The organism is Rhodococcus sp. WB1 (genome assembly GCF_001700945.1).
Taxonomy (GTDB): Bacteria; Actinomycetota; Actinomycetes; order Mycobacteriales; family Mycobacteriaceae; genus Rhodococcus; species Rhodococcus aetherivorans.
In genome coordinates this window covers 1,040,462-1,067,009 of the sequence record NZ_CP015529.1, presented here as the reverse complement: position 1 = coordinate 1,067,009, position 26,548 = coordinate 1,040,462, and the positions used below count along the sequence as shown (strand labels likewise).

Here is a 26,548-nt window from a genome sequence, read left to right as displayed (position 1 = left end):
GTCGCGGCGCCGGCGCGCCTCGCCGGTTTCGAGAGGAGGCCCCATGGCCACCGGAACGACCCCCTCCGCCCTCCCGGGCCCGCGGCCCGTGCGCGCCCCGCGCGGTCCCGGGCTGCGGTGCCGGGGCTGGCAACAGGAGGGCGCGTTGCGCCTGTTGATGAACAACCTCGATCCCGACGTCGCCGAACGGCCGGACGACCTGGTGGTCTACGGCGGCACCGGCCGGGCGGCCCGCAACTGGGCCGCATTCGACGCGATCGTGCGGACCCTCGAGACCCTCGGCGGCGACGAGACGCTGCTCGTGCAGTCCGGCAAGCCCGTCGGGGTGCTGCGCACCCACGAGTGGGCACCGCGCGTGCTGCTGGCCAACTCGAATCTGGTCGGCGACTGGGCGAACTGGGAGGAGTTCCGCCGCCTGGAGGCGCTGGGGCTGACGATGTACGGGCAGATGACCGCCGGATCCTGGATCTACATCGGCTCGCAGGGCATCCTGCAGGGCACCTACGAGACGTTCGGGGCCGTCGCCCGCAAGCGGTTCGGCGGCAGCCTCGCCGGCACCGTCACCCTGACCGCGGGCCTGGGCGGCATGGGCGGGGCGCAGCCCCTGGCGATCACGATGAACGAGGGCGTCGCGATCTGCGTCGAGGTCGACGAGGCCCGGGTCGACCGCCGGCTCGCGCAGGGTTTCCTCGACGCCAAGGCCGACAGCGTCGAGGCGGCGCTGGCCTCGGCGCTCGCGGCACGGGATGCGCGCGAGCCCCGCTCGATCGGGGTGGTCGGCAACGCCGCCGACGTCGTGCCGGCGCTGCTCGCGCTGCAGGCCCCCATCGACATCGTCACCGACCAGACCTCCGCCCACGACCCGCTGTCCTACCTGCCGCTCGGGGTGACGGTCGAGGAGTGGCACACCCTCGCGGCGAAGGACCCCGTGTGGTTCACCGAGCAGGCCCGCCGGTCGATGGCCCGGCACGTGAAGGCCATGGTCGGGTTCCTCGATCGCGGCGCCGAGGTGTTCGACTACGGCAACTCCATCCGCGACGAGGCCCGCAAGGGCGGCTTCGACCGGGCGTTCGCGTTCCCCGGCTTCGTACCCGCCTACATCCGTCCGCTGTTCGAGGAGGGCCGCGGGCCGTTCCGCTGGGTCGCGCTGTCGGGAGATCCCGCGGACATCGCGGCCACCGACCGTGCCGTCCTCGAGCTGTTCCCCGAGAACGAGCATCTCGCCCGATGGCTCACCCTGGCCGGGCGCGCGGTGCCGTTCCAGGGGCTGCCGGCCCGCATCTGCTGGCTCGGCTACGGCGAACGGGACCGGGCCGGGCTGAGGTTCAACGAGATGGTCGCCGCCGGAGAGGTCGCCGCTCCGATCGCCATCGGCCGCGACCACCTCGACGCCGGGTCGGTGGCCTCGCCGTACCGCGAGACCGAGGCGATGGCCGACGGTTCGGACGCGATCGCCGACTGGCCGCTGCTCAACGCCCTGGTCAACACGGCGTCCGGCGCGTCGTGGGTGTCGATCCACCACGGTGGCGGGGTCGGCATCGGCCGGTCGCTACACGCCGGGCAGGTGTGCATCGCCGACGGCACCGACCTCGCCGCGCGCAAGCTCGAGCGGGTGCTGACGAACGACCCCGGCACCGGCGTCCTCCGGCACGTCGACGCCGGCTACCCCCGTGCCGCCGAGGTCGCCGCGCGCCGCGGACTGCGCATCCCGATGCGGGAGGGCTGACGCCGTGTCGCCCGGGCGGAACTGGACACTGCTCGACAACATCGGCTGCCTCGTCACGAACGACCCGGAACTCGACCGGGGCCCGCTGGGGGTGCTCGTGGACGCCGCGGTGGTCGTCGGCGAGGGTCTGATCCGGTGGGTGGGGCCGCGCGACCGGGTCCCCGAGGGGGCCGCCGCGGACCGGCACGACCTGCAGGGCCGCGCCGTGCTGCCCGGATTCGTCGACAGTCATACGCATCTCGTGTTCGCCGGGGAGCGCGCCGAGGAATTCGCCGCCCGCATGGCCGGTGCCCCCTACACCGCCGGCGGCATCGCCACGACGATCGCGGCGACCCGCGCGGCGACCGATCGCGCGCTGGGGGCGACGGTGTCGCGGCTCGTCGCCGAGGGGTGGCAGTCCGGGACGACCACGGTCGAGTGCAAGTCCGGGTACGGCCAGTCCGTCGCCGACGAGCTGCGTTGCCTGCGGGTGGCCGAGGTGTTCACGCCGGAGACGACGCTGCTCGCCGCGCACGCCGTGCCGCCGGAGTTCGCGGGCCGCCCCGACGACTACGTCCGGCTGATGTGCGAGGAGATGGTCCCCGTGTGCGCGCCGCACGCGAAGTGGATCGACGTGTTCTGTGAGCGGGGCGCGTTCGACGCCGACCAGTGCCGGGCCGTGCTGCAGGCAGGGATGGCGCACGGCCTCACCCCGCGGGTGCACGGCAATCAGCTCGGTCCCGGGCCGGGCGTGCAGCTGGCGGTGGAGGTCGGTGCGGCATCGGTGGACCACGTCACCTACACCACGGCGGCGGACGTGGCGGCGCTCGCCGGCTCGGGCACGGTGGCGACGCTGCTGCCGGGCGCCGACTTCTGCACGCGCAACCGGTATCCGGACGCGCGGGCACTGCTGGACGCGGATGTCACCGTCGCGCTGGCCACCGACTGCAACCCCGGCACCTCTTACACCACGAGCATGCCGTTCTGCATCGCGCTGGCGGTGCGCGAGATGCACATGAGCCCGGAGGAGGCGGTCCACGCGGCGACCGCCGGGGGCGCCGCGGCGTTGCGCCGGGACGACGTCGGCGTCGTCCGGGAGGGCGCACGGGCAGATCTGATCGCGTTGGACGCGCCGTCGTACCTGCACCTGGCGTACCGGCCGGGAGTGCAGCTGGTCCGGGAGGTCTGGCAGGAAGGACTGCGGATGTGAGGATTCCGGTCGACGTGCCGCCTGCGCCGTGGACAGGCCGCGACGACGGCCCCGGTCCCGAGCACCTGCGCTGGCACGACGTGGTGGCGCCGCTGCCCGCGGACGCCGCGCGGGCGCAGGTCCTGATCGGATTCCGCAGCGACGAGGGCGTGCGCCGCAACCAGGGGCGGCCCGGCGCGGCGGACGGGCCGGTCGCGTTGCGGCACGCCCTGGCGTCGCTGGCGCTGCCGGCGCCGGCGACGATCCACGACGCCGGCGACGTCGCGGTGCGCGGCGGCGCCCTCGAGGACGGGCAGCGCCGCCTCGGCGCGGCGGTCACCGCGCTGCTCGACGCGGGGCATGCGGTGGTGGTGCTCGGCGGCGGGCACGAGGTGGCCTTCGGCAGCTACCTGGGCTGGGCCGGGTCCGCGGCCGCGCGGGCCGGGACCCGCTGGGGCGTGCTGAACCTGGACGCGCACTTCGACCTGCGGGCGGCGCCCGTCGCCACGTCGGGCACCCCGTTCCGGCAGATGGCCGAACGCGAACGCGAACAGGGCAGGTCGCTGCGCTACGCGGTGGTGGGCATCGCGCAGCCGAGCAACACGGCCGCGCTGTTCGCCGCCGCGGACGAGTTCGGGGTGCGGTACCTGCTGGACGACGAGTGCCGCGCGACGAACCTGCCCGTCGTGGAGACGTTCGTCGAGGAGTTCGTCCGCGCGGTGGACGCGGTGCACCTGACGATCGACCTCGATGTGCTGCCCGGCTGGGTGGCGCCCGGGGTGAGCGCCCCGGCGGCCTGCGGCGTCGCGTTCGAGGTGGTGCAGCACGTGTGCGACGTCGTGGCGCGCAGCGGCAGGCTCGCGCTCGTCGACGTCGCCGAGCTGGCGCCGGCCGTCGACGTCGACGGGCGCACGGCCCGGGCGGCGGCCCGGCTGATCCACCGGATCGTCACGGGGCGGCCGGCGGGCGACCACCCCCGGTTCGCGGGCACCGAGCCCGGCGACGGTCCATGATGGAGGTGATGGGGTACCTCGAGATCGGGAGTGCGTCATGGCGATTCGTCGGGTGGTCGTCGTCGGGGCGGGCTTCGTCGGGTTGTCGGCGGCCTGGTTCCTGCAGGAGCGCGGCGTCGAGGTCACGGTGCTCGACCGCACCGGGGTGGCCGCCGATGCGTCGTGGGGCAATGCGGGCTGGCTGGCCCCCGCGCTGACCCTGCCACTGCCGGAACCGGCGGTGCTGCGGTACGGGATCCGTTCGATGCTCACGCCGTCGTCCCCGGTGTACGTGCCGCCCGCGGTCGACCTGCGGTTGTGGCGGTTCCTGGCGGGATTCGCGCGGCACTGCACCGCCCGCCGGTGGCGCGCGGCGATGGCGGTGTTCGCCGAGGTGAACCGGATGGCGCTGGGCGCCTACGACGATCTGGCCCGCGGCGGTGTCGTCGAACAGACCCGCCCGGCGGATCCGTTCCTGGCAGCGTTCGCGTCCGAGGACGACCGTCGCGTGCTCGTCGAGGAGTTCCGGCAGGTGGTCGCGGCGGGCGGCGAGGTGGATTTCGACCTGCTCGACGGGGACACGATCCGCACCCTGGAGCCGCTGCTCGGCGACGGGGTGCGGGCCGGGATCCGGCTGCGGGGGCAGCGGTTCGTCGACCCGCCGCGGTTCGTCGCCGCGCTGGCGGAGTCGGTGCGCGACCGTGGCGGTGAGGTCGTCACCGGGTTCGAGGTGCAGGCGGTCCGGGACGGCCCGCGGGACGTGCGCGTGGTGGGCACCGGCGGCGGGGACCGGGCGGCGGATGCGGTGGTGCTGGCCACCGGGGCCCGGCTGAACGACCTGGCCCGGCCGTTCGGGGTCCGGATGCCGGTGCAGGCCGGTCGCGGCTACAGCTTCAGCGTGCGCCCGGCGCACCTGCCGAAGAACCCGATCTACTTCCCGGCCCAGCGGGTCGCGTGCACGCCGCTGCACGATCGGTTCCGCATCGCCGGGATGATGGAGTTCCGCCGGCCCGACGCCCCGCTCGACCCGCGGCGGATCCAGGCCATCGTCGACGCGGCGCGGCCGCTGCTGACCGGCGTCGACTGGGCCGCCCGGGCGGAGGAGTGGGTGGGCTCGCGTCCCTGCACCCCGGACGGTCTGCCGCTGGTCGGCGGCACCCGCTCCGCGCGCGTGTTCGTCGCCGGCGGTCACGGCATGTGGGGCGTGGCGCTGGGCCCGCTGACCGGCCGCCTGCTGGCCGGCGCGATGACCGGTGCGCGGGCGGCGGTGCCGCGGCAGTTCGACCCGCTCCGCTGACGATCAGTCCAGGGCCCCGATCGCGGATTCCGCCGCGGCGACGAGTTCTCCGCTCGCGGCGAGCCGGGCCGCGGCGTCGATCTCCGGGGCGAGATGCCGGTCCGGGCCGGGCCCGGCCACGTGCCGGCGGAGCGCGGCGACCACCGCGCCGGTGCCGGGGGCCGGGGTGAGCGGGGCGCGCAGGTCCAGTGCGCGTGCCGCGGTGAGTGCCTCGATGGCCAGGACACGGGTCAGCGCGGCGAGGCCGCGGCGCAGCTTGCGGGCGGCGGACCAGCCCATCGAGACGTGGTCCTCCTGCATGGCCGACGACGGGATCGAGTCGACGGCGGCGGGCACGGCGAGGCGCTTGAGGTCGGCGACGAGCGCGGCCTGGGTGTACTGGGCGATCATGTGCCCGCTGTCGACGCCGGGATCGTGGGCGAGGAACGGCGGCAGGCCGTGGCTGCGGGCCACGTCGAGCAGCCGGTCGGTGCGGCGCTCGCTGATGTTCGCGACGTCGGCGACGACGACGGCGAGGAAGTCGAGGACGTACGCCAGCGGGGCGCCGTGGAAGTTGCCGTTCGACTCGATCCGGCCGTCGCGGGTGACGACCGGGTTGTCGATCGCGGCCGCGAGTTCGCGTCCGGCGACCTGCTCGGCGTGGGTCAGGGTGTCGCGCGCGGCGCCCGCGACCTGCGGGGCACACCGCAGCGAGTAGGCATCCTGCACCACCGGGCAGTCCGGGGTCCGGTGGCTGGCCACGACGGCGGAGCCGGCGAGGAGCCGGGTCATGTTGGCGGCGGCCACGGCCTGGCCGGGGTGCGGCCGCAGGGCGTGCAGGTCGGCGGCGAAGACCCGGTCGGTGCCGAGCAGGGCCTCGACGCTCATCGCGGCCGTGACGTCGGCGAGCCGCAGCAGGGCGCGCAGGTCGTGGCAGGCAAGGACCAGCATGCCCAGCATCCCGTCGGTGCCGTTGATCAGGGCGAGCCCTTCCTTCTCGGCGAGCACGACGGGCGCGAGGCCCGCCGCGGCGAGGGCCTGCGCGGCCGGCACGAGCGTGCCGGCGGCGTCGCGGGCCTCGCCCTCGCCGGTGAGGACGAGGGCCACGTGGGCGAGCGGCGCGAGATCCCCGGAACAGCCGAGGCTGCCGTGCTCGGGCACCACCGGCGTGATTCCCGCGCTCAGCATCGCGGCGTAGGCCGTGGCGGTCCCGGGGCGGACCCCGGTGTGCCCGGTGGCGAAGGTGGACAGGCGCAGCAGCATCATCGCGCGGACCACCTCCCCTTCCACCTCGGGACCGGTCCCGGCGGCGTGAGAGCGGATCACGCTGCGCTGCAGATCGATTCGCGATTCCGGGGGAATGTGGCGGGTGGCGAGCGCCCCGAACCCGGTGGTGATGCCGTACGCGGGCCGGGGGTCGCGGGCGAGCGCGTCGACCACGGCACGGGCCGCGCCGATGAGGGCGAGCGCGTCCGCGGAGAGCCGGACCGGCGCGCCGGACCGCGCCACGCGCAGGACCTCGTCCGTCGAGACGGGACCGACCCCGACGACGACCTCCTCGGCCACGGCCACCTCCCGATCGATACGCGCTATCCGGATTGTGTCCCCGGCACCGGCCGGCGCGCCGCCGAATCGGGGTCGAGAAGGCCGGCTTCGCGCCGGATCGTGGTGACCGCATCGTCGGGACCGGCCACAGCCGTGTCGATCGTCAGGTGGGCACGGTCCCACGCCTCCGGTTCACGAGGCCGGCCCCAGCGTGTCCGCCACCCGGCCGAACCACTCGAGCACGGCCCGTTCGTAGACGATGCCGAAGTCCAGGGTCGCCGACGAGTACGGGTCCGCGCAGTGCTCGGCGGCGGCGCGCTCGTAGTCGGCGAGCCGGCGTTCGTGGGCGGCGCGGTGGACGGCGAGCATCTCGGCCAGCCTGCCGGGCGGCAGGTGCCTGCCGAACGCGACGGTGAGCAGCAGCGGGTAGCGGATGTTCTCCGGTCCGGGTTCGCGTTCGATCCACTCGGCGAATGCGGCGCGGCCGGAGGCGGTGAGCGCGAAGGGCTTGCGGTCGCGCGGGCCCACCTCGCCCGCCTCGACGAGACCGGCCCGTTCCATGGCGGCGAGTTCGCGATACACCTGACTGGTCGTGATCGACCAGAATTTCCCGATCCGCTCCTGCGCGGTCACCACCAGATCCCACCCGGTCTTCGGACCCTCGTGCAGGAATCCCAGCAGCGACGCCGCGGTGGCGTTGAGCGGACGAGCCGCGGTGGCGTTGAGCGGACGAGCCGCGGTGGCGTTGAGCGGACGAGCCGCGGTGGCGTCGAGCGGACGAGCCGCGGGGGCATCGAGCGGACGGTCGACCATGGCGGACACCTTTCCCGGGGGCTTGACATTCCACTGTGGCATATCCACCATGGTGGTATCGACATTCCACTGTGGCATATCCACCATGGTGGTATCGACATTCCACTGTGGAACCTCAGTGGTCTCGACCCTCCGCAGGAGGCAGCGATGGAATACGTCAACGGTGTCCGGATCTCCGACCCCGAACGCGAGCGGCTCGTCGACGAGCTGGGCCGGCATCTCACCGCCGGCCGGCTCACGATCGGCGAGTTCGACCAGCGGGTCGGCGAGGTGTACCGGTCCGTCACCACCGACGAGGCGCACCGGGTACTGAGCGACCTTCCGGCCGCACCCCCGGCCTCACCCGCACCCCCGCCCGCCCGGGCCCGCACCGCGGACCGCCGGCTCCCCCTGCATCAGCGGATCGAGTGGGGAGCCTGGGCCGCAGCCGGGACGGTCAACCTCGTGATCTGGGCGATCGTGTCGATCGCCGTCGGCGCGGCCGTGTACCCGTGGCCGGTCTGGGTGATCGGGCCGTGGGGCCTGGTACTGCTCGGCCGGACCCTCGCCGGACGGGAAGGCGCCGGCCACCGGGCGCACCCCGGCCGCGGCTCGTCGCGGGCCCTCCCCGCCGGCGGGTGGTGCACGTCCGGGTGGCGGGCGTCACAGACTCGGATATGATCGACCGGCAGTATTTGTAACTCGCGGTTACGCGAAGAATCAGGGAGGCCCCGTGTCGAAGACCCTCGAAGCCACCGTCGAGATCGCCGCATCGCCACAGCAGGTGTGGCATGTGATCTCCGACCTGAAGCGGATGGGCGAGTGGAGCCCGCAGTGCCGGAAGATGGCCGTGCTGGGCGGACCCGTCGGAGTCGGGACCAAGACGATCAATGTCAACCGCAAGGGCCTGCTCGTGTGGCCCACCACCGCCAAGGTGCTCGCCTTCGAACCGGGGCGCCTGCTCCGCTTCCGGGTCAACGAGAACCGCACCGTCTGGTCGTTCACCCTCGAGCCCACCGACACCGGCACTCGGGTGATCCAGCGACGGGAGGCGCCCACCGGGACCAGCAAGGTCTCGCAGTTCCTCATCGACAAGGTCCTCGGTGGCGCGACCGCCTTCGACGACGACATGGTGGTCGGCATGAACGCCACCCTCGCGCGCATCAGGAACGAGGCCGAGGGCGCGGCCCTCGCACGGTGACCCTCCTCGCGTAGGCTGTGTTAGCCCGCGGGCCGCACGCCCGCGGGTCACACCGCGCGACACTAAGAGGAGCCGTGGCCCGAAAGCCCACACCCCCCGGAACCCCACCGCCCACCAGCGTCGAGCACGTTCTCGAACTGGTCCGCAAGACGATTCCACCGCTCCACCCGGCAGGCATCCCCTTCGTCGCCGCCCCGCTCGCCGTCGCGGCGCTCGGCCGCAACCGCAAGTGGGTCCGTCGCGCCGGCCTCGTCTCGGCCGCCGCCACCGCAGGATTCTTCCGCCACCCCCACCGGGTGCCGCCCAACCGGGTCGGCGTCGTCGTGGCCCCGGCGGACGGCGAGGTGGCCCTCGTCGACACCGCGGTGCCGCCCGCCGAACTCGAGATGGGCACCGAGCCGCGGCCGCGGGTGAGCATCTTCCTGTCCGTGCTCGACGTGCACGTCCAGCGCAGCCCCGTCGGCGGCACCGTCACCAAGGTCGTGCACCGCCCCGGGCAGTTCCTCTCGGCCGACCTCGCCGATGCCAGCGAGGTCAACGAACGCAACAGCATGCTCCTCGAGACCCGCGACGGCGCCGACGTGGCCGTCGTCCAGATCGCCGGGCTGCTCGCCCGCCGCATCGTGTGCGACGCGAAGGCGGGCGACACGCTGCCGATCGGCGACACCTACGGCCTGATCCGCTTCGGTTCCCGTGTCGACACCTACCTGCCCCCGGGCAGCACCCTCCTCGTCGAACGCGGGCAGAAGACGATCGGCGCCGAGACCGTCATCGCCCAGCTGCCGTGAGCCCGTCCGCCGCCTCCCCGGCAGCCCCGGAACGCAAACGCCGCGGTCGCCCGCAGGCCGTGCGGCTGCTGCCGAGTGTCATCACGATCCTCGCGCTCTCCGCCGGCCTGTCCGCGGTGAAGTTCGCCCTCGACGGCCAGCTGGGCACCGCCCTCGGCATGATCGGCGCGGCAGCGGTGCTGGACTCCCTCGACGGGCGCATCGCCCGCCTGCTGGACGCCACGACCAAGATCGGCGCCGAGCTGGACTCGCTGTCCGACGCGGTGGCGTTCGGCGTGGCCCCGGCCCTCGTGCTGTACGTGACGCTGCTGGACGGCAGCCCGTTCGGCTGGATCATCTCCCTGCTGTACGCGGTCAGCATCGTCCTGCGCCTCGCCCGGTTCAACACCCTGCTCGAGGACGACACGGTGCCCGCTTACGCCCGCGAGTACTTCGTCGGCGTGCCGTCCCCCGCCGGCGCCCTCGTCGCCCTGGCGCCGGTCGCCGCGCACATCCAGTGGGGTGAGGGCTGGTGGGACTCCTACCCCGTCGTGGCCGCCTGGACGCTGCTCACCGCCGCCCTCGTCGTCAGTCAGATACCGACCCTGGCGATGAAGTCGGTGTCCGTGCCGCCCCGCTACGCGGTGATCCTCCTGGTACTCGTGGCGGTCGCGGCGGCCGCGCTGGTCACCTACCCGTACGTGCTCATGCTCGTCCTCATCGGCCTGTACCTGGCGCACATCCCGTTCGCGATCCGCTCCAAGCGCTGGGTGGCGGCGCGGCCGGAGACATGGAACATCAAGCCGTCCGAGCGGCGCGCCCTGCGCGCCGAGCACCGCGCCCTGAGGCCACGGCGGGTCGCGATCCGGCGCGCCCCGCAGCCCCGGCAGTCCGCCGCGCGACTCGGTCTGCGCCGCCCCCGCGGACGCTGACGACGCTCTAGGCTCGGCGGGGTGAGCAGCCCCGAACTCGCGTTGACCGTCCGCCTCAACACCTCCGCGGCCGATGCGCGCCGCGGCGTCGTCCGCGTGCACCCGGAGGTGCTCACCGCGCTGGGCCTGCGCGAATGGGACGCGATCGCGCTGATCGGGGGGCGCCGCACCGCGGCCGTCGCCGGCCTCGCCCCCGCCGGCACGCCGACCGGCACGATCCTGCTCGACGACGTGACGCTCTCCAACGTGGGGCTGCGCGAGGACGCCACCGTCCTCGTCGGCCCGGTCGTCGTCCACGGCGCCCGCACGGTCGCGGTCACCGGATCGGCACTCGCCACCCACACGATTGACGACGTCACCCTGCGCCAGGCACTGCTGGGCAAGGTCCTCACCGTCGGCGACGCGGTGTCGCTGCTGCCCCGCGATCTCGGACCGGGCACGAGCACCGCCCCCACCACGCGCACCCTGTCCCGCACGTTCGGGATCGCCTGGACCACGGAACTGCTCACCGTCACCGCCGTCGACCCCGCCGCACCGGTGAGCGTGCAACCGAACACCGCGGTGAGCTGGGGCACCACCCCGGCCGGGCGGGCCGTCGCCGGCCCCCGCCCGGCCGCCGCCCCGTCGGCCCGGCCCGCGATCCCCGCACCGCCGCCGCCACCGGTGGAGGACCTGGTCGGCGTGCAGACCCAGGCCGGCAGGCTCACCGAGTGGCTGAAGCTGGCCCTCGACGAGCCCGAACTGCTGCGCACCCTCGGCGCCTCCCCCCACCTCGGAGTGCTGATCACCGGGCCCGCCGGCGTCGGCAAGGCCACCCTCGCCCGCGCAGTCCTCGCCGGCCGTCGCGTCGTCGAGCTCGACGGGCCGAGCGTGGGCGCCACTGCCGCCGACGATCGGCTGCGCCGCGTGACCACCGCCGTCGCCGATCTGGCCCCCGGCGGGGTCCTGCTCGTCACCGACATCGACGCCCTGCTGCCCGCCGACCCCGAACCGGTGTCGGCGCTGATCCTCGACCAGCTGCGCCGCGCCGTCGACACCGTCGGGGTCGCGCTCGTCGCGACCACGGCGCACCCCACCGAGGTGGACTCGCGGGTCCGCTCCCCCGAGATCTGCGACCGGGAACTGGCCCTGCCCCTGCCCGACGGCGCCACCCGTCGCGCCCTGCTCGACGTGCTGCTGCGCCGGGTGCCCACCGACACCCTCTCGCTCGACGCCGTCGCCGCCCGCGCGCCCGGCTTCGTCGTCGCCGACCTGGCCGCCCTGTGCCGGGAGGCGGCGCTGCGGGCGGCGGCGCGGGCGAGCCGCGACGACACCGAGCCGAGGCTCACTCAGGATGACCTGCTCGGTGCGCTCGAGGTGATCCGCCCGCTGTCGCGATCGGGCACCGAGGAGCTGGCCATCGGCAGCGTCACCCTCGACGACGTCGGCGACATGGTCGACACCAAACAGTCGCTCACGGAGGCGGTGCTGTGGCCGTTGCACCACCCCGACTCGTTCGCCCGCCTCGGCGTCGAGCCGCCGCGCGGTGTACTGCTCTACGGGCCACCGGGTTGCGGCAAGACCTTCCTGGTGCGCGCGCTGGCCAGCTCGGGACAGCTGAGCGTGCACGCCGTCAAGGGCGCCGAGCTGATGGACAAATGGGTGGGCGCCTCGGAGAAGGCCGTGCGGGAGCTGTTCCAGCGGGCCCGCAACTCCGCACCGGCGCTGGTGTTCCTCGACGAGATCGACGCGCTCGCCCCGCGCCGCGGGCAGAGCTCCGACTCCGGCGTCACCGACCGGGTGGTGGCCGCCCTGCTCACCGAACTCGACGGGGTCGAACCGCTGCGCGACGTCGTGGTGCTCGGCGCCACCAACCGGCCCGACCTGATCGATCCGGCCCTGCTGCGCCCCGGCCGGCTCGAGCGGCTGGTGTTCGTGCCGCCGCCGGACGCCGAGGCGCGCGCCGCGATCCTGCGCACCGCGGGCAAGTCGGTGCCGCTGGCCGACGATGTGGACCTCGGCGCCCTCGCCGCGGACCTCGACGGCTACTCCGCGGCGGACTGCTCGGCGCTCCTGCGGGAGGCCGCGCTCGCGGCGATGCGCCGCAGCGTCGACGCCGCGGCCGTCACCGCCGACGACGTCGCGGCGGCGCGGAAGGCGGTGCGCCCGTCGCTGGAGGCCGCGCAGGTCGAACACCTGCGGGCCTACGCCGAGGGGCGCTGACGATGCCGGCGGCGACGGTGCGGTTGGACGAGCCGGTCGCGGGTCTCGCGGCGTTGTGCGCGGGCGCCCTCGCCGGCTTCGCCGTAGCGGTGGACGGGGTGGCGCTCCCCGCCGCGACGGGCAGCGCCACCGGGCCGATCGTGTTCGCGGTGGCGGCGGTGCTGGCGGTCGCGGGCCTGCAACGCTCGGGGTCGCGCCGCACGGCGTGGTTGCTGGCGGCCGGCTGCACGGTGGTGCTGGGGACGGTGCGGTTCGCGGTACCTGCCGCCGACCCCGACACCCTCACCGTGCTGCCCCTGATCAGTGCGGGAGCCGCCGGGATCCTGCTCGGGGCGGCGGTCGCCGCGGCGTGGGGCGAACCGATCGGGCAGTGGGCGGTGGTCGTCGGGGCGTGGGCGGTGTTCCTGCTCGCCGGCCCGATGGGGACGTCCCTGCAGTCGTCGGCGCTGCCGTCGCCGCTGCAGTGGCCGCTCGCCGTCGCAGCCGGGGCCGTGGTGCTCGCCGCATTCGTCGCGGGGGCCGGGGCCCGGGTGCAGCGGCCGGAGGCGCGGCTGCCGATCGTCGCGGTCGGGGCGACGGCGGCGCTGACCGTCGGCATGCACGTGCTCGCCGGCTGGGCGGGCGAGCAGGCCACCTCGGCTGCGGCGTGGATGTGGCTGGCCGCCGCGGCCGTGCTCGCCGCGACGGTGCTCGGTGCGGAGGCCGTCGGCCGTTTCCTGCCCTTCGCAGACGGCCGGTTCCCCGTCGCCGCGATCGGGGCGACGGCCGCGGCGTACCCGCTGGTCGACGACCTGGCCGGGAGGGAGGTGTCCGCGTGGGTTCCCGCGGCCGGGGTGCTGGCGGTCGCGGCGGGAGCCGCGCTCGCGTGGCGGGTCCCGCGGGTCGAGCTGGGCCTGGGGGTGGCCCTGGTCGTCACGCTGACCGCGGCGCTGTGGCCCGACACCGCGGCGGACGGCCCGCAGTTGCTGGTGCGTGTGGCGCTGGTCGCCGCGGGCACCGGCCTGGCGCTGGGGGCGGCGCTGCCGGGTGCGGCACCGATCGCCGCGATGGGCCTGGTGCTGCCGGTCGCGGCCGCCACGGTGGCCGCGGTCTGGGCGCTACCCGCCGACCCGCGGCTGCTCACCGGTGCGCTGGCGGCGACGGGCGCGGTATGCGCGTGGCGCTGCCGGAGCTGACGTGGCCGGTCTCACTCGGCCCGGACGAGACCGAGGGCGTGCAGGTGCTCGAACACCAGCATCGAACCCGGCGCGACCTCGGGCAGGGCAGCGTACTCGGCGACGGTGAACCAGCCGAGTTCGGCGATCTCCGCCGCCGGGCGCGGTTCCCCGGCCAGCTCGGCCGTGAAGCAGGTCATGTGCAGGCGAGTGCCGACCGGATGGCCGAAGGCCTCGGCCTCGAAGATCCCGACCTCGGCGACGGTGCCGTCGACGAGGCCGACGCCGAGTTCCTCGCGGATCTCCCGGTGCAGGGCCTGCTCGGGGGTCTCGCCGGGATCGATCTTGCCGCCCGCCATGTAGAAGGCGGTCTTGCCGGCGGAACGGGTCTGCAACAGGCGTCCGTCGCGGACGTACGCGAGCGCGGCGGTACGGATCGGTCCGGTCTCGGGCATGGGGGCACTCTACGATGGGAATCGGACATCGGAGCGTCGGCGGCCGATTCGCAACCGTGCGAATGCTGCCGGTAAGCTGACACCGAATCCGATTTGTCCATTTGCAGAGCAGCACGTGCATCGGGATTTCCCGGGTCCGCGCGGCTCGGGCATCGCCCCCTGTGGGTGCTGCACAACACTTGCAAGCCTGTTACACCCCGCCGCCAGGCCCGACCCCGACGGAGTGCCTTTGCTCGCCATACTCATCGCCCACGCGGTCGCCGCTCTCGTTGCGCCGCCTCTGGTCAGAGTCATGGGGAGAAATGCGTTCCTACCGCTGGCGCTCGTGCCACTGGCGAGCCTCGGCTGGGTGATCGGCAACTGGGGCACGGAACGCACGCTGCACATCGCGTGGGCGCCGGGCCTGTCGATGAACATCGACATGCGCTTCGACTCCCTCGCGGCGATCATGTCGGCGCTGGTGCTGGGCATCGGCGCGCTCATCCTGCTCTACTGCGCCCGGTACTTCACCGACGACGAGCCCCGCCTGGGGATCTTCGCCGCCGAGATGGTCGCCTTCGCCGGCGCCATGTTCGGCCTGGTGACCAGCGACAACATGCTGGTCCTCTACACGTTCTGGGAACTGACCACCGTGCTGTCGTTCCTGCTGGTCGGCCACTACGCGGAGCGGGCGTCGAGCCGCCGCGCCGCCACCCAGGCCCTGCTCGTCACCACCGCGGGTGGCCTCGCGATGCTCGTCGGCATCATCGTGCTCGGGCAGCTGGTGGGCAGCTACAACCTCTCCGACGTGATCGCGGCCGCCCCGAGCGGCTGGCTGGCCGGGGTGGGCGTCGCCCTGGTGCTGGTCGGCGCCCTGTCGAAGTCCGCGGTGGTGCCGCTGCACTTCTGGCTGCCCGGCGCGATGGCAGCCCCGACCCCCGTCTCCGCGTACCTGCACGCCGCCGCGATGGTGAAGGCGGGCATCTATCTGGTGGCGCGGCTGGCTCCGGCGTTCGCCGATGCGGCGCCGTGGCGGCCCATCGTCGTCACCCTCGGCCTGGCGTCGATGCTGCTCGCCGGCTGGCGCGCGTTCCGGGCCTTCGACCTGAAGCTGATCCTGGCGTTCGGCACCGTCAGCCAGCTCGGTTTCCTCATCGCCCTGGTGGGGATCGGCAGCCGGGAGGCGGCGCTGGCCGGCATGGCCATGGTCGTGGCCCATGCGATGTTCAAGGCCTGCCTGTTCATGGTGGTCGGCATCGTCGACCACGGCGCCGGCACCCGCGACATCCGCAAGCTCGCGCACCTCGGGAAGCGGGCGCCGTTCCTCGCGGCCGTCGCGGCCGTCGCCGCGATGAGCATGGGCGGCCTGCCCGTGTTCATCGGGTTCGTCGGCAAGGAGGCCGCCCTCGAGGCCGTGCAGGTGACGACCCTGCTGAGCCCGTGGGCCCGGATCGCGGTACTCACCGCGATCGTCGCCGGGTCGATCCTCACCCTGGCGTACAGCATCCGGTTCGTGTGGGGCGCCTTCGGACGCAAGCAGCTCAAGCGCCCGAGTCCGGCCGTGCAGAACTTCCACGCCGCCGGCCCGCTGCTGCTGTTCTCCCCGACCGTCCTGGCCTTCGGCGGGTTGGCCGCCGGACTCGCGGCGCCGTGGCTCGACACGCTGCTGTCCCCCTACGCGGACACGCTGCCCAGCACCCTGGACAAGCCCTACCACCTCGCGCTGTGGCACGGCGTCGGCCTCCCCCTCGTGCTGACCGCCGTCGTCGTGGCCGGTGGCACCGCGCTGTACTTCGCCCACCGCGCGATCTCCCGCGTGAAGTTCGAGCGTCAGCTGTTCGGCAACGCCGACCGCATGTACGACGCGACGCTGCGCTTCATGGACACCGTGTCGATACGGCTGACCGGTTCCACCCAGCGGGGCTCGCTGCCGCTGACCCAGGGCATCATCCTGGTCACCCTGGTGGTGCTGCCCACCACGCTGCTGCTGGTGTTCGGCCCCGAGCGGGACATGGCGGTGCGGTGGTGGGACTCGTCCGTCCAGTTCGCGGCGGCGGCCATCATCATGTGCGGCGCCCTGGCCGCGACGGTGATGCGCAACCGCCTCGCCGGCGTGCTGCTCGTGGGCCTGACCGGCTACGGGTGCGGATTCCTGTTCGCCCTGCAGGGCGCCCCGGACCTCGCGCTCACGCAGTTCCTCGTCGAAACGCTGACCCTCGTCATCTTCGTGCTGGTGCTGCGCAAGCTCCCCGCCGAGTCCCGTCCCGAACACGTGGTGGGCCGGAAGCTGCCGCGTGCCCTGCTCGGCATCGCCGTCGGCGTCGCGGTCACGACGATCGGGGTGTTCGCCACGAACGCCCGCACCGCCGACCCGATCGCGCTGCTGCTGCCGGAGGCGGCCTACGAACTCGGCAACGGCAAGAACGTGGTCAACGTGCTGCTCGTCGACATCCGGGCGTGGGACACCCTCGGGGAGATCTCCGTGCTGCTCGTCGCGGCGACGGGCGTGGCGAGCCTGGTGTTCCGCACCCGCCGCTTCGGTTCGGCGCCGCGCGTCTCGGACGCCCCCGCGGCGCAGCTCGACGCGATGTCGTCGAGCACCGAGACGACGTGGCTGCGCGGCGGGGACCTCATCGACCCGCGGCACCGCTCGCTGGTCCTCGAGGTCACGACCCGCCTGGTGTTCCCGACGATGATGGTGCTGTCGGTCTACTTCTTCTTCGCCGGGCACAACGCGCCCGGCGGCGGCTTCGCCGGCGGCCTGATCGCGGGGCTTGCGCTGGTGCTGCGGTATCTGGCCGGTGGCCGTTACGAGCTCGGCGAGGCGGTGCCCATCGACGCGGGCAAGATCCTCGGCCTGGGTCTGACGTTCTCGGCGGGGACCGCCCTGGTCTCCCTGTTCCTCGGTGCGCCGCCGCTGTCGTCGGCGACCGTCGAGATGACTCTGCCGCTGCTCGGCGACATCAAGCTCGTCACCGCACTGTTCTTCGACCTGGGGGTGTATCTGATCGTCGTCGGCCTGGTACTCGACGTGCTCCGCAGTCTCGGCGCGCGTCTCGATGCGGAGATCGTGGGTGAGAAGCGATGAGCGCGAATCTGACCATGCTCGCTCTGGTCGGGGTGCTGGTCGCCTCCGGGGTGTACCTGCTGCTCGAGCGCAGCATCATCAAGATGCTGCTGGGGTTGCTGCTGATCGGCAACGGCATCAACCTGCTGATCCTCACCCTCGCCGGGCCGGCCGGCGGCCCGCCCGTGGTCGGTGCCCGCAACGACCTGCACGAGAACATGGCCGACCCGCTGGCACAGGCGATGATCCTCACGGCGATCGTCATCACCATGGGCGTGGCCGGCTTCGTGCTGGCGCTCACGTACCGGTCGTTCACGCTCAGTGCCCGCGACGAGGTCGAGAACGACCCCGAGGACACCAAGGTGTCGCAGCGGCGCTCGCCCGCCGAGGCCCCCGACCGCGACCGTTCGGACGATCCGCTCACCGGCCTGCCGAGCCGCAGCGGCGACGCGTTCGACGCGGCCGGCAACCCGATCCCCCTGGAGGAACTCGTCAACCTGGAGGACCTCGAATCCTACGAGGACCTGCACGACGGCGACTTCGACGACGAGACGGATTCGGCCTACAGCGACGGTGAGACGGCCCGCGGGGACGACGCACCGTCCCGGGGAGGAAGGACCCGATGATCCTGTCCGCGACGGCGCTGACCCCGCTGCCCGTCCTCATCCCGATGCTGGCGGCGGCCGCGACGCTGATCCTCGGGCGCCGGCCCCGCGCTCAGCGGGCCGTGACCCTCGTTGCGCTCGTCGCCGTGCTGGTGGTCTCGGGCCTGCTGCTGTACCTCGCCGACCGGGACGGCATCGCGGTCGTGCAGGTCGGCGGATGGGACTCCCCCATCGGGATCTCCCTGGTGGTCGACCGGCTCGCGGCGCTGATGCTGGTGGTGTCGGCGATCGTGCTGCTCGCCGTCATGCTGTACGCGGTCGGACAGGGCATCCACGACGGCAACGACCAGCAGCCCGTGTCGATCTTCCTGCCGACGTACCTGGCACTGACCGCGGGCGTGTGCAACGCATTCCTCGCCGGCGACCTGTTCAACCTCTTCGTCGGGTTCGAGGTGCTGCTCGCGGCGTCGTTCGTGCTGCTCACCCTGGGGGCGAGCGCGGACCGGGTCCGCGCCGGCGTCTCCTACGTGATGGTCTCGATGGTCTCGTCGCTGATCTTCCTGGCCGGCATGGGGTTCGCGTACGCCGCCACCGGCACCCTGAACCTGGCGCAGATGGCGGTGCGGATGGACGACGTGCCGGAGGGCACCCGCGCCGCGATCTTCGGCGTGCTCCTCGTCGCGTTCGGCATCAAGGCGGCGGTGTTCCCGCTGTCGACGTGGCTGCCGGACTCGTACCCCACCGCCCCGGCGCCGGTCACCGCCGTGTTCGCCGGCCTGCTCACGAAGGTCGGCGTCTATGCCATCATCCGGGCGCACACGCTGCTGTTCCCGGGCGGCGAGCTCGACAACGTGCTCCTGGTGGCCGGCCTGCTGACGATGGTGATCGGCATCCTCGGCGCCATCGCCCAGAACGACATCAAGCGCCTGCTGTCGTTCACCCTCGTCAGCCACATCGGCTACATGGTGTTCGGGATCGCCCTCTCGACGCAGGCGGGGTTGTCCGGCGCCGTGTACTACGTCGCCCATCACATCCTGGTCCAGACGACGCTGTTCCTCGTGGTCGGCCTGATCGAGCGGCAGGCCGGCTCGGCGTCGCTGCGGCGGCTCGGCGGACTCGCCCTCGCCAGCCCGGTCCTCGCGATCGCGTTCCTCGTCCCGGCGCTGAACCTCGGGGGCATCCCCCCGTTCTCCGGGTTCATCGGGAAGGTGGCCCTGCTGCAGGCCGGCGCCGCCGACGGATCCGTCCTGGCGTGGGTGCTGGTTGCGGGCGGCACCGTCACGAGCCTCCTCACCCTGTACGTCGTCGCCCGGGTGTGGACCAAGGCCTTCTGGCGGGCCCGCGCCGACGCCCCCGAGGGCGGCCTCGCCGACGCCGCCCCGTCCGCGCTGATCGACGAATCCGGGATGGAGGTCGCCTTCTCGGACCGGGCCGACGTCGGGCGCATGCCCCCGGCAATGCTGGTTCCGACGATCGGTCTCGTCGTCGTCGGCCTGGCCCTGACCGTGTTCGCCGGCCCGCTCGTCGACATCAGCGACCGTGCCGCCGAGAACCTGCGGGATCGGTCCGTCTACATCGAAGCCGTGCTGGGAGGTCAGCCGTGACGAGCCGGTCGAATCTGCTCCGCCTGTTCGTCCTGGGCTGGATGACGCTGGTGTGGGTGCTGTTGTGGGGCACCTTCAGCGCCGCGAACCTGCTCGGCGGGATCGCCGTCGCGGTGATCGTCACAGTGATGCTGCCGCTGCCGCGGGTGCCCGTCGAGGGCCGCCTGCACGTGCTGTCCGCCGTGCGCCTGGCCGCCGTGATCTTCGTGGATACGATGAAGTCCACGGTCTCGGTCGGGTGGCTCGCGATCCGGCCGGCGCCGCCGCCGGTGACCGGTGTGCTGCGGTGCCGGCTCACCATCAAGTCCGACCTGGTGCTCACTCTGTGGGCGGACATCATGAACAACATCCCCGGCACGATGGTCCTCGAGATCGACCAGGCCCGCCGGATCGTCCACGTCCACGTCCTGGACGTGGGCACCGACCGGAAGGTCGCGGACTTCTACCGCTCCGCGCGGCGCATCGAACGCCTGCTGATCTCGACGTTCGAACGCAACAACGAATGGCAGCCCAGCCCCTGGGTCGTCCGGGAGGAGGCGTGATGACGGTGATACTGGCGCTCTCGGGCGCTCTGCTGGTGGTCGCGGCCGCGCTCATCACCTACCGGGTGCTGGCCGGCCCCACCTCGCTGGACCGGCTGATCGCCCTCGACGCACTGCTGGCCATCGCGATGTGCGGGCTCGCCGCGTGGGCGGTGCACAGCCGGGATACGACGATCGTGCCGGCCGTCGTCGCTCTGGCCCTCGTCGGATTCATCGGCTCGGTGTCGGTGGCACGATTCCGGGTGCGTGACGACCAGTGACCACCGTGCTGGAACTCGTCGGCCACGTCCTCATCCTGATCGGCTCGGTCATCTCCCTCACCGCAGCGGTCGGCATCGTGCGCTTCCGCGACACCCTCTCGCGCATGCATCCGGCAACGAAACCGCAGGTGGTCGGCCTGCTGTTCGTGCTCGGCGGCGCGATGCTCATCCTGCGGGGCAACGTCGACATCTGGATGCTGGCGCTGGCGGGCATGTTCATGGTGCTGACCGCTCCCGTCATCGCCCACCGGGTGGGCCGGCTCGCCTACCGGGAGCAGCTCGGCCGCGACGGTCTGCTCAGCGGCGACGAGCAGTCGCCGGACGGGAGCTGACCGCATCCGGCCGGCGATCGCCGTCGGCCGCATGGAACGTGACGTGGAAGGCCACCGCCACCACCACCAGCGAACCGAGCAGGAGGGGCCCGGCGAGCGGAGCGTGCTCCGCCATGAGACCCGGCAGGTACCGGTAGGCCGCCAGCTGCGCGGCCAGCACCGCCGTGCCGCCCGCGACGAGGCGGATGCGGAACCAGCCCCAGCCGCGGTCCGGGTCGCGCAGCGCGGCCTCGAGCGTCAGGCACAGCACCGCGCCGGAGACGAGGTCCACGCCGTAGTGGTAGCCGAAGCCCAGCGTGGCGGCGAGGGTGCAGCCGAGCCACCCGGTGCCGAGCAGCCGCAGCCAACCGGGGCCGCCCCGGGTGTGCAGGAACAGCGCCAGCGCCCACGCGGTGTGCAGGCTCGGCATGCAGTTGCGCGGGGTGACCGCGTCGAACGGGATCGGCTGCGGGTCGGGATTCCACGGCACCGCAGCCGGCCAGAAGGTCCCCACCTGCCAGCCCGCGCCGTGGTCGCCGAACGCGAAGATCGGGCCCACCACCGGGAACAGCATGTAGACCAGCGGCCCCACCAGGCCGATGAGCAGGAAGGTGCGCACCAGGTGGTGTGCGGGCCAGGGGCGGCCGCCGCCGACGTTGCGGAGCTGGTACACGGCGACGACGATCGCCGCGACGGGCAGCTCGATGTACACCCAGTGCAGCACCGCGTACACGCCGGGCCCGAGCCATTCGAGAGCCCGGCCCGCCAGCCACGACGGATTGCCCAGGGCGTGGTCGGCGAGCTGGACGTACTCGTCGAGCACGTCCGGCCGGGTCCGTGCGGTCAGTTCGAGCCACGTGTCGCCGATCTTGACCGAGAGCACCAGCAGCACCCCGAGCGCGATGCCGCGCAGCGCACCGCGGCGCGGGCCGCCCTGCAACGCGACCGCGGCGTATCCGGCCAGCAGCACGAGCACGATCGTCGGCCCGTTCCCCACCGTCAGGGGGCCGCCGGTGAGGTACCGCTCGGCCGCGAACGCCCCGTCGAGCAGCACCGCGGCACCGACCGCCACGTACCGCAGGCGCGCGGTCAGGCCCACCATCGCCAGCGCGAGACCGGCCCACGGCACGGACGCCGACTTCGGGATCGCGACGACGTCGCCGACGAGTCCGGGGAGCGGCCCGGGGAACCCGCTGTACCGCGCGACCGCCTCGGCCACGAGGACACCCAGGATCGCGCCGGTCAGAGCGAGGGGAACGAACAGTTGCGGCACATGCGCCGGCTGCGCCTTCGGGCGCTCCACCCCTCGGATCGACACCGATACATGGTAAACAGCGTGTGAACTGTGCGGGAACGCGGCCGATCGTTCAGGCGCGCAGTTCCTCCACCAGCGAGTCCACCACCGCGACGAGGTCGCCGCCGGTCTGCTCCGCGATCCGGCGCTGCCGCTGGTAGGAGGCTCCCCGCACGGGGATCTGCGCCACCTGGGCGAGTTCGTCCGCACAGCCGAGCCGCGCCGCCGTGGGAGTGAGCTGCTCGAGCAGATCGTTCAGGTCGTCGGTGACGAGGCGCTCGTGGCACACCGGGTCGAGGATCACCTCGGCCTCGAGGCCGTAGCGGGCGGCGCGCCACTTGTTCTCCTTGACGTGCCACGGCTGCAGGGTGGGCAGCTGCTCGCCCCGCTCGAGTCGCTCGTCGTAGTACACGACGAGCGAGTGCACGAGGGCGACGAGGGCGGCCAGCTCGGCCTTGTTGGTGATGCCGTCGAAGACCCGGACCTCGATGGTGCCCCACCGCGGCGACGGGCGGATGTCCCAGTGCATGCCGCCCGGCTTCGTGATGACCCCGGACTTGAGCTGGTCCTCGATGAAGCTCTCGTACTGGGCCCAGCTCTCGAAGTGGTACGGCAGTCCGGCCGTCGGCAGCTGCTGGAACATCAGGGCACGGTTGCTCGCGTAGCCGGTGTCCACGCCCGCCCAGATCGGTGAGGAGGCCGACAGCGCCAGCATGTGCGGGTACTTCACCAGCAACGCGTTGAGGATCGGGATGACCTTCTCCGCGGACGAGACACCGACGTGGACGTGCACGCCCCAGATGAGCATCTGCCGGCCCCACCAGCGGGTGCGCTCGATCATCTCGTCGTAGTCCGGGGACCGGGTGACGACCTGGTCGGTCCACTGTCCGAACGGATGGGTGCCGGCGCAGATCAGATCCACCCCCGCGGGATCGGCGGCGGTGCGCAGCAGGTCGAGGGATTCGGCCAGGTCGTCGACGGCCTCGGCGACGGTGTCGTGCACGTCGGTGACGAGTTCGACGGTGTTGCGGAGGAACTCCTTGGTGAGCCGCGGGGTCTGCCCGGCGCGCTGCTCGACCGCGTCGAAGACGACTGCGGCGGTGTTCGACAGGTCGCGCGTCTTCTTGTCCACCAGCGCGATCTCCCACTCGACGCCGAGAGTCGGGCGGGGTGAACCGGGAAACGGTACAGGCACGAATCGATCCAACCACAGGGCCCCGGCGACCGTCGCCGGTCGCCGGGGCCCTGCAAGTAGAGTTTCGGGAGGTGGCCGTCAGGAGACGACGCCGCAGGCGAGACGCTCGCCGCCGGCGGTTTCCTGGTGGACGACGACGGACGTGCCGTCCCCGCCCTGCAGGTCGTCGAGGGTGAACGCCTCGGTGGTGACGGTCAGCGATCCGGAGCCGCCCTCGCGCACCACGACCGCACCGAGGTCACCGCTCTCGGGGATGCTGGTGTTGCCGCCGGCCTGCAGGTGCCCGCCCGCGGACAGGAAGTTGCCGGGCTCGCCGCCGGTCGGGGCGGTGGAGTTGGTCTCGCACTTGCCGACCTCGTGGACGTGGACGCCGCGGTAGCCGACCGGCATGCCCTCGAGCTCGACGGTCGCCTCGACGCCTCCGTCGACCTCGGTGAAGGTGACCGTGCCGGCGGCCGCACCGGCCGGGGTCCGCAGCTCGGCGGAGTGCTCCGCGCCGCCGGTGCCGCCCGCCGCGCCCGTCGTGGCCTCCCCCGGGACAGCGCTGCCGCCGTGGGCCTCGTCGGCGCCCTCCGGCGCCGCGGAACCCGTCCACACCGGCGGGGTGGTGCCGGGGGTGTCGCTCGGCTCCTCGCTGTTCGAGCACGCGCTCAGGCCCACCGCAGCGATCGCGACGATCGGGGCCAGGGCACGCCAGGACATGCGACGGGTGGAACTCGAGGCCATCAAACCGCTCCTTCGAAGTGGCGAAAAGTCACCTGATCATAGCCGGGGGGCGGAAGCCCTCACGGCGAGGTGACGATGACGATGACGCCCGGCGACGAGTCCTGGATCCCGGCGAAGCGCGGCTGGGCCGTCACCCCCAGTGCCTCGGCCACCGCCTCCGCGGTCTGCCGCTCCCCCGGGCCCGTGCCGTAGTACACGGACGTGGTTTCGATCACGCCGTCGCTGTAGTTGCCCGTCTCCGCAACGGTGAATCCCTCGTCCTCGAGCAGGCCGGCCGTCTGGGCGGCCAGGCCCGAGACGTTGCTGTTGTTGAGCACCCGCACGGGGGCGGCGGCCCCCGCCGACGTGGTGGCGGAGACCGTCGTCGTGGCCGACGGAGCCGCACCGGGGGCGGTCGTCCTCGCCGACGTCGCGGCGAGCGGCGCCGACGTCGCGGACGTGGTCGCCGGCGCGGCCGCGGGCTCGGTCGTCGGCTCGGGAGCCGGGCTCTCGGAATCGGAGCCTCCGAGCGAGGCGAGACCGAGGCCGGCGAACAGGATGGCGAGAGAGATCAGCACCATCGCGAGCGCTCGCAGCGGCGGACCCGACGATTCCGAGGTTGTGCTCACGCTCTCGACCTTAGTTGCCGCGCCCGCCGGATCACCGTCGTACTCGTACTACTTGGTGATCTCGAAGCCGAGCCGGCGCGCGGCGCGGGCCTTCTGCCGGCTGGCCCGCAGCCGGCGCAACCGCTTGACGAGCATGGGGTCGGCCGCCAGCGCCTCCGGCCGGTCCACCAGCGCGTTGAGGACCTGGTAGTAGCGGGTCGCGGACAGACCGAAGAGTTCCTTGATCGCCTCTTCCTTGGCACCGGCGTACTTCCACCACTGCCGCTCGAAGGCGAGGATGTCGCGCTCCCGGCGAGAGAGACCGTCCGTGCCGGCCTCGTCCGGGCCGGCCGCGGGGTGGTTGTTCTCGGCGTGGTTGTTCTCGGCGTGGTTGCTCCGGTCGGAAACCTGCTCGGATTCGTTACCGATTTGCGCTGCTGCGCCGTCCATCTCACTCCTCGACTGCCTCGAATCACGCCGAGGTCCGATCGGACCCGGGTGTTTCCGAGGGCAATTCAACCACGGTGGTACGACAGGTACCGGCTCAACGGACAGGCGAGTCCTGCCCACTATCCTCTTGCACCATGGCAATACTTCCGATCCGGATCGTCGGTGACCCCGTCCTGCATCACCCGACGAAACCGGTCACCCAGTCGCCGGCCGAACTGGCCCAGCTGATCGCCGACATGTACGAGACGATGGATGCGGCGAACGGCGTCGGTCTCGCCGCCAACCAGGTCGGTGTCGACCTGCGGCTGTTCGTCTACGACTGCCCCGACCTGGACGAGGCCGGCAACGTGGTCCGCCGCCGCGGCGAGGTGATCAACCCGGTGCTCGAGACGTCGGAGATCCCGGAGACGATGCCCGACCCCGACGACGACGTCGAGGGGTGCCTGTCGGTCCCCGGCGAGCAGTTCCCCACCGGGCGCGCCGAGTGGGCGAAGGTCACCGGCACCGACGCCGAGGGCAACCCGATCGAGATCGAGGGCCACGGCTTCTTCGCCCGGATGCTGCAGCACGAGGTCGGCCACCTCGACGGCTACCTGTACGTCGACAAGCTCATCGGACGCAACGCCCGCGCCGCCAAGAAGACGATCAAGCGGGCGGGGTGGGGCGTGCCCGGCCTCAGCTGGGTGCCCGGGACGGTCGAGGACCCGTTCGGCCACGACGACGACGAGGACTGACGCGCCGGTGACGACCGAGCAGTCCGTACCCGTCGGCACCCGGGTGGTGCTGCGCTACCGGCTGCCCGCCGGCTACAGCCACCCGATGACCGACGTGATCGGCGAGCTGGTCTCCCTCGAACCGGCCGTGGTGGTGCGCACCGCCGGCGGCCGCCTCGTGCAGGTCGCGCCCGAGGCCGTGGTCGCGCTCAAGGCCCTCGGTGCCCGGCCGATCCGCACCGGTGAGATCCGCGCCCTCGAGAACGCCGCGGCTGCCGCCTGGCCCGGGCTGGAACAGGGCTGGATCGACGGCTGGCTCCTGCGGGCCGGCGCCGGCTTCACCGGCCGCGCGAATTCCGCCACCCCGCTCGGCGACCCGGGCACGGTCGCCGACCCCCTCGATCCGGACGCGCACGCCCGGATGCGCGAGTGGTTCGCGGTCCGCGGCCTGCCGCTGCGGCTCCTGCTGCCGGACCGGCTCGCCCGGCTCCCGCACGGGTGGGCACCGAGCGACGAGGTGCAGGTGCTGGCCGCCGACCTCGACAACGTGCCGCTGCCCGGCGTCGCCACCCCCGTGACCGTGAGCGCCGGCCCGGACCCCGGGTGGCTGTCGCTGTACCGCTACCGCGGCGCGCCGATGCCTGCCGATGGCCGGGCGGTCGTCGAGTCCGTCCTGGGCGGCGTCCTGGGCTTCGGCCGCATCGGCGGCGACACGGAGACCCTGGCGATCGCCCGGGCCGCGGTCACCGACGCCCCCGACGGCCGCCGCTGGGTAGGCCTGACCGCGGTCGAGGTGGCCGCCGCGCACCGCCGGAACGGCCTCGGCACGCTCGTGTGCGGGGCCCTGCTGCAGTGGGGTCGCGACCACGGCGCCACCCACGCATACCTGCAGGTCGCGGCGGGGAACACCGCCGCTCGGGGCCTGTACCGGGCGCTCGGATTCGTCGAGCACCACCGCTACCGGTACGCCACGGAACCTGTCGGTCCGCTCGCCTAGAGTGGGGA

Annotated in this window: 26 protein-coding genes; 18 read left to right on the top strand and 8 right to left on the bottom strand. The window is 73.0% G+C overall.

Translation table 11 applies throughout. From position 1 onward, the window contains the following. Positions 1 to 43: 43 nt before the first annotated feature. Genes hutU through A4U64_RS04760 form a run of 4 tightly spaced genes read left to right on the top strand, consistent with a single transcriptional unit; the run spans position 44 to position 5,183 of the window. Positions 44 to 1,726, top strand: a complete 1,683-nt coding sequence (hutU, locus tag A4U64_RS04775; RefSeq protein WP_029545300.1) for a urocanate hydratase — start codon at positions 44 to 46, stop codon at positions 1,724 to 1,726. Between the two features lie 4 nt (positions 1,727 to 1,730). Beyond that, the gene (gene hutI, locus A4U64_RS04770; RefSeq protein ID WP_065922273.1) at positions 1,731 to 2,915 is read left to right on the top strand and encodes an imidazolonepropionase; all 1,185 of its coding nucleotides are present in this window, start codon (positions 1,731 to 1,733) and stop codon (positions 2,913 to 2,915) included. After that, on the top strand, positions 2,912 to 3,907 hold the full coding sequence (gene hutG, locus A4U64_RS04765) for a formimidoylglutamase (RefSeq protein ID WP_065922272.1): 996 nt from the start codon (positions 2,912 to 2,914) through the stop codon (positions 3,905 to 3,907). Before hutI ends, hutG begins: the two co-directional genes overlap by 4 nt. A 37-nt stretch (positions 3,908 to 3,944) precedes the next feature. Continuing rightward, the gene (locus A4U64_RS04760) at positions 3,945 to 5,183 is read left to right on the top strand and encodes an NAD(P)/FAD-dependent oxidoreductase (RefSeq protein ID WP_065922271.1); all 1,239 of its coding nucleotides are present in this window, start codon (positions 3,945 to 3,947) and stop codon (positions 5,181 to 5,183) included. A 3-nt stretch (positions 5,184 to 5,186) separates the two neighbouring features. Here the strand turns inward: A4U64_RS04760 and hutH are convergent, their stop codons facing one another. Both hutH and A4U64_RS04750 read right to left on the bottom strand, forming a co-directional pair. Then, positions 5,187 to 6,734 carry a histidine ammonia-lyase gene (gene hutH / locus A4U64_RS04755; protein ID WP_065922270.1) on the bottom strand — a complete coding sequence of 516 codons (1,548 nt, stop codon included), beginning with the start codon at positions 6,732 to 6,734 and terminating at the stop codon, positions 5,187 to 5,189. 165 nt (positions 6,735 to 6,899) lie between these two features. Then, positions 6,900 to 7,520 (bottom strand): PadR family transcriptional regulator, encoded by a 621-nt coding sequence (locus A4U64_RS04750; RefSeq protein ID WP_198163394.1) that lies wholly within the window; start codon positions 7,518 to 7,520, stop codon positions 6,900 to 6,902. Between the two features lie 147 nt (positions 7,521 to 7,667). Here A4U64_RS04750 and A4U64_RS04745 point away from each other — a divergent pair, with 147 nt between their 5' ends. From A4U64_RS04745 to A4U64_RS04720, 6 genes are all read left to right on the top strand, one after another. Further along, positions 7,668 to 8,180, top strand: a complete 513-nt coding sequence (locus A4U64_RS04745; protein WP_006932413.1) for a DUF1707 SHOCT-like domain-containing protein — start codon at positions 7,668 to 7,670, stop codon at positions 8,178 to 8,180. 52 nt (positions 8,181 to 8,232) lie between these two features. Further along, a complete protein-coding gene (locus A4U64_RS04740; protein ID WP_006932414.1) occupies positions 8,233 to 8,700 on the top strand; it encodes an SRPBCC family protein in 468 nt (155 codons plus the stop codon). A gap of 74 nt (positions 8,701 to 8,774) precedes the next feature. Beyond that, positions 8,775 to 9,488, top strand: coding sequence for a phosphatidylserine decarboxylase (locus tag A4U64_RS04735; RefSeq protein WP_006932415.1), 714 nt, complete (start codon positions 8,775 to 8,777; stop codon positions 9,486 to 9,488). Beyond that, positions 9,485 to 10,399 (top strand): CDP-alcohol phosphatidyltransferase family protein, encoded by a 915-nt coding sequence (locus A4U64_RS04730; protein ID WP_006932417.1) that lies wholly within the window; start codon positions 9,485 to 9,487, stop codon positions 10,397 to 10,399. The genes A4U64_RS04735 and A4U64_RS04730 overlap by 4 nt, the downstream gene beginning before the upstream one ends. Before the next feature lie 21 nt (positions 10,400 to 10,420). Beyond that, entirely contained in the window at positions 10,421 to 12,601 is a 2,181-nt protein-coding gene (locus A4U64_RS04725; protein ID WP_006932419.1) for an AAA family ATPase, read from the top strand. 2 nt (positions 12,602 to 12,603) lie between these two features. Then, positions 12,604 to 13,776 carry a hypothetical protein gene (locus A4U64_RS04720; protein ID WP_065922269.1) on the top strand — a complete coding sequence of 391 codons (1,173 nt, stop codon included), beginning with the start codon at positions 12,604 to 12,606 and terminating at the stop codon, positions 13,774 to 13,776. Between the two features lie 11 nt (positions 13,777 to 13,787). Here the strand turns inward: A4U64_RS04720 and A4U64_RS04715 are convergent, their stop codons facing one another. Next, on the bottom strand, positions 13,788 to 14,210 hold the full coding sequence (locus A4U64_RS04715; RefSeq protein ID WP_006932425.1) for an NUDIX hydrolase: 423 nt from the start codon (positions 14,208 to 14,210) through the stop codon (positions 13,788 to 13,790). 229 nt (positions 14,211 to 14,439) lie between these two features. Between A4U64_RS04715 and A4U64_RS04710 the strand changes: the two genes are divergently transcribed. The 6 genes from A4U64_RS04710 to mnhG are packed head-to-tail and all read left to right on the top strand — an operon-like array spanning position 14,440 to position 20,599. Next, positions 14,440 to 17,277, top strand: coding sequence for a Na+/H+ antiporter subunit A (locus A4U64_RS04710; RefSeq protein WP_029545324.1), 2,838 nt, complete (start codon positions 14,440 to 14,442; stop codon positions 17,275 to 17,277). Then, a complete protein-coding gene (locus tag A4U64_RS04705; protein ID WP_006932433.1) occupies positions 17,274 to 17,882 on the top strand; it encodes a Na(+)/H(+) antiporter subunit C in 609 nt (202 codons plus the stop codon). Before A4U64_RS04710 ends, A4U64_RS04705 begins: the two co-directional genes overlap by 4 nt. Beyond that, positions 17,879 to 19,465, top strand: a complete 1,587-nt coding sequence (locus A4U64_RS04700; RefSeq protein ID WP_006932434.1) for a Na+/H+ antiporter subunit D — start codon at positions 17,879 to 17,881, stop codon at positions 19,463 to 19,465. Before A4U64_RS04705 ends, A4U64_RS04700 begins: the two co-directional genes overlap by 4 nt. A gap of 41 nt (positions 19,466 to 19,506) precedes the next feature. Then, on the top strand, positions 19,507 to 20,007 hold the full coding sequence (locus A4U64_RS04695; protein WP_044475672.1) for a Na+/H+ antiporter subunit E: 501 nt from the start codon (positions 19,507 to 19,509) through the stop codon (positions 20,005 to 20,007). Next, positions 20,007 to 20,267, top strand: coding sequence for a monovalent cation/H+ antiporter complex subunit F (locus tag A4U64_RS04690; RefSeq protein ID WP_006932436.1), 261 nt, complete (start codon positions 20,007 to 20,009; stop codon positions 20,265 to 20,267). The genes A4U64_RS04695 and A4U64_RS04690 overlap by 1 nt, the downstream gene beginning before the upstream one ends. Further along, entirely contained in the window at positions 20,264 to 20,599 is a 336-nt protein-coding gene (gene mnhG, locus A4U64_RS04685; protein ID WP_006932437.1) for a monovalent cation/H(+) antiporter subunit G, read from the top strand. Before A4U64_RS04690 ends, mnhG begins: the two co-directional genes overlap by 4 nt. On the opposite strand, the gene A4U64_RS04680 is transcribed toward mnhG, so the two are convergent. The 5 genes from A4U64_RS04680 to A4U64_RS04660 all read right to left on the bottom strand — a co-directional run bounded on the left by A4U64_RS04680 (position 20,565) and on the right by A4U64_RS04660 (position 24,830). Beyond that, complete coding sequence (locus A4U64_RS04680; protein ID WP_029545326.1) at positions 20,565 to 21,881, bottom strand: phosphatase PAP2 family protein; 1,317 nt, start codon at positions 21,879 to 21,881, stop codon at positions 20,565 to 20,567. The genes mnhG and A4U64_RS04680 overlap by 35 nt on opposite strands. A gap of 64 nt (positions 21,882 to 21,945) precedes the next feature. Next, positions 21,946 to 23,067: a glutamate--cysteine ligase gene (locus tag A4U64_RS04675; protein ID WP_006932439.1), complete on the bottom strand. Its 1,122-nt coding sequence runs from the start codon at positions 23,065 to 23,067 to the stop codon at positions 21,946 to 21,948. Positions 23,068 to 23,145: 78 nt separating this feature from the next. Further along, on the bottom strand, positions 23,146 to 23,793 hold the full coding sequence (locus A4U64_RS04670; protein ID WP_029545328.1) for a superoxide dismutase family protein: 648 nt from the start codon (positions 23,791 to 23,793) through the stop codon (positions 23,146 to 23,148). A 59-nt stretch (positions 23,794 to 23,852) separates the two neighbouring features. After that, positions 23,853 to 24,401, bottom strand: coding sequence for a LytR C-terminal domain-containing protein (locus A4U64_RS04665; protein WP_065922268.1), 549 nt, complete (start codon positions 24,399 to 24,401; stop codon positions 23,853 to 23,855). Between the two features lie 48 nt (positions 24,402 to 24,449). Beyond that, positions 24,450 to 24,830: a DUF3263 domain-containing protein gene (locus tag A4U64_RS04660; RefSeq protein ID WP_006938240.1), complete on the bottom strand. Its 381-nt coding sequence runs from the start codon at positions 24,828 to 24,830 to the stop codon at positions 24,450 to 24,452. A gap of 134 nt (positions 24,831 to 24,964) precedes the next feature. Between A4U64_RS04660 and A4U64_RS04655 the strand changes: the two genes are divergently transcribed. Together A4U64_RS04655 and A4U64_RS04650 are read left to right on the top strand one after the other, a co-directional pair. Continuing rightward, the gene (locus A4U64_RS04655) at positions 24,965 to 25,564 is read left to right on the top strand and encodes a peptide deformylase (RefSeq protein ID WP_006938238.1); all 600 of its coding nucleotides are present in this window, start codon (positions 24,965 to 24,967) and stop codon (positions 25,562 to 25,564) included. A gap of 7 nt (positions 25,565 to 25,571) precedes the next feature. Next, positions 25,572 to 26,540: an N-acetylglutamate synthase, CG3035 family gene (locus A4U64_RS04650; protein WP_065922267.1), complete on the top strand. Its 969-nt coding sequence runs from the start codon at positions 25,572 to 25,574 to the stop codon at positions 26,538 to 26,540. The last annotated feature ends 8 nt before the right edge of the window (positions 26,541 to 26,548 follow it).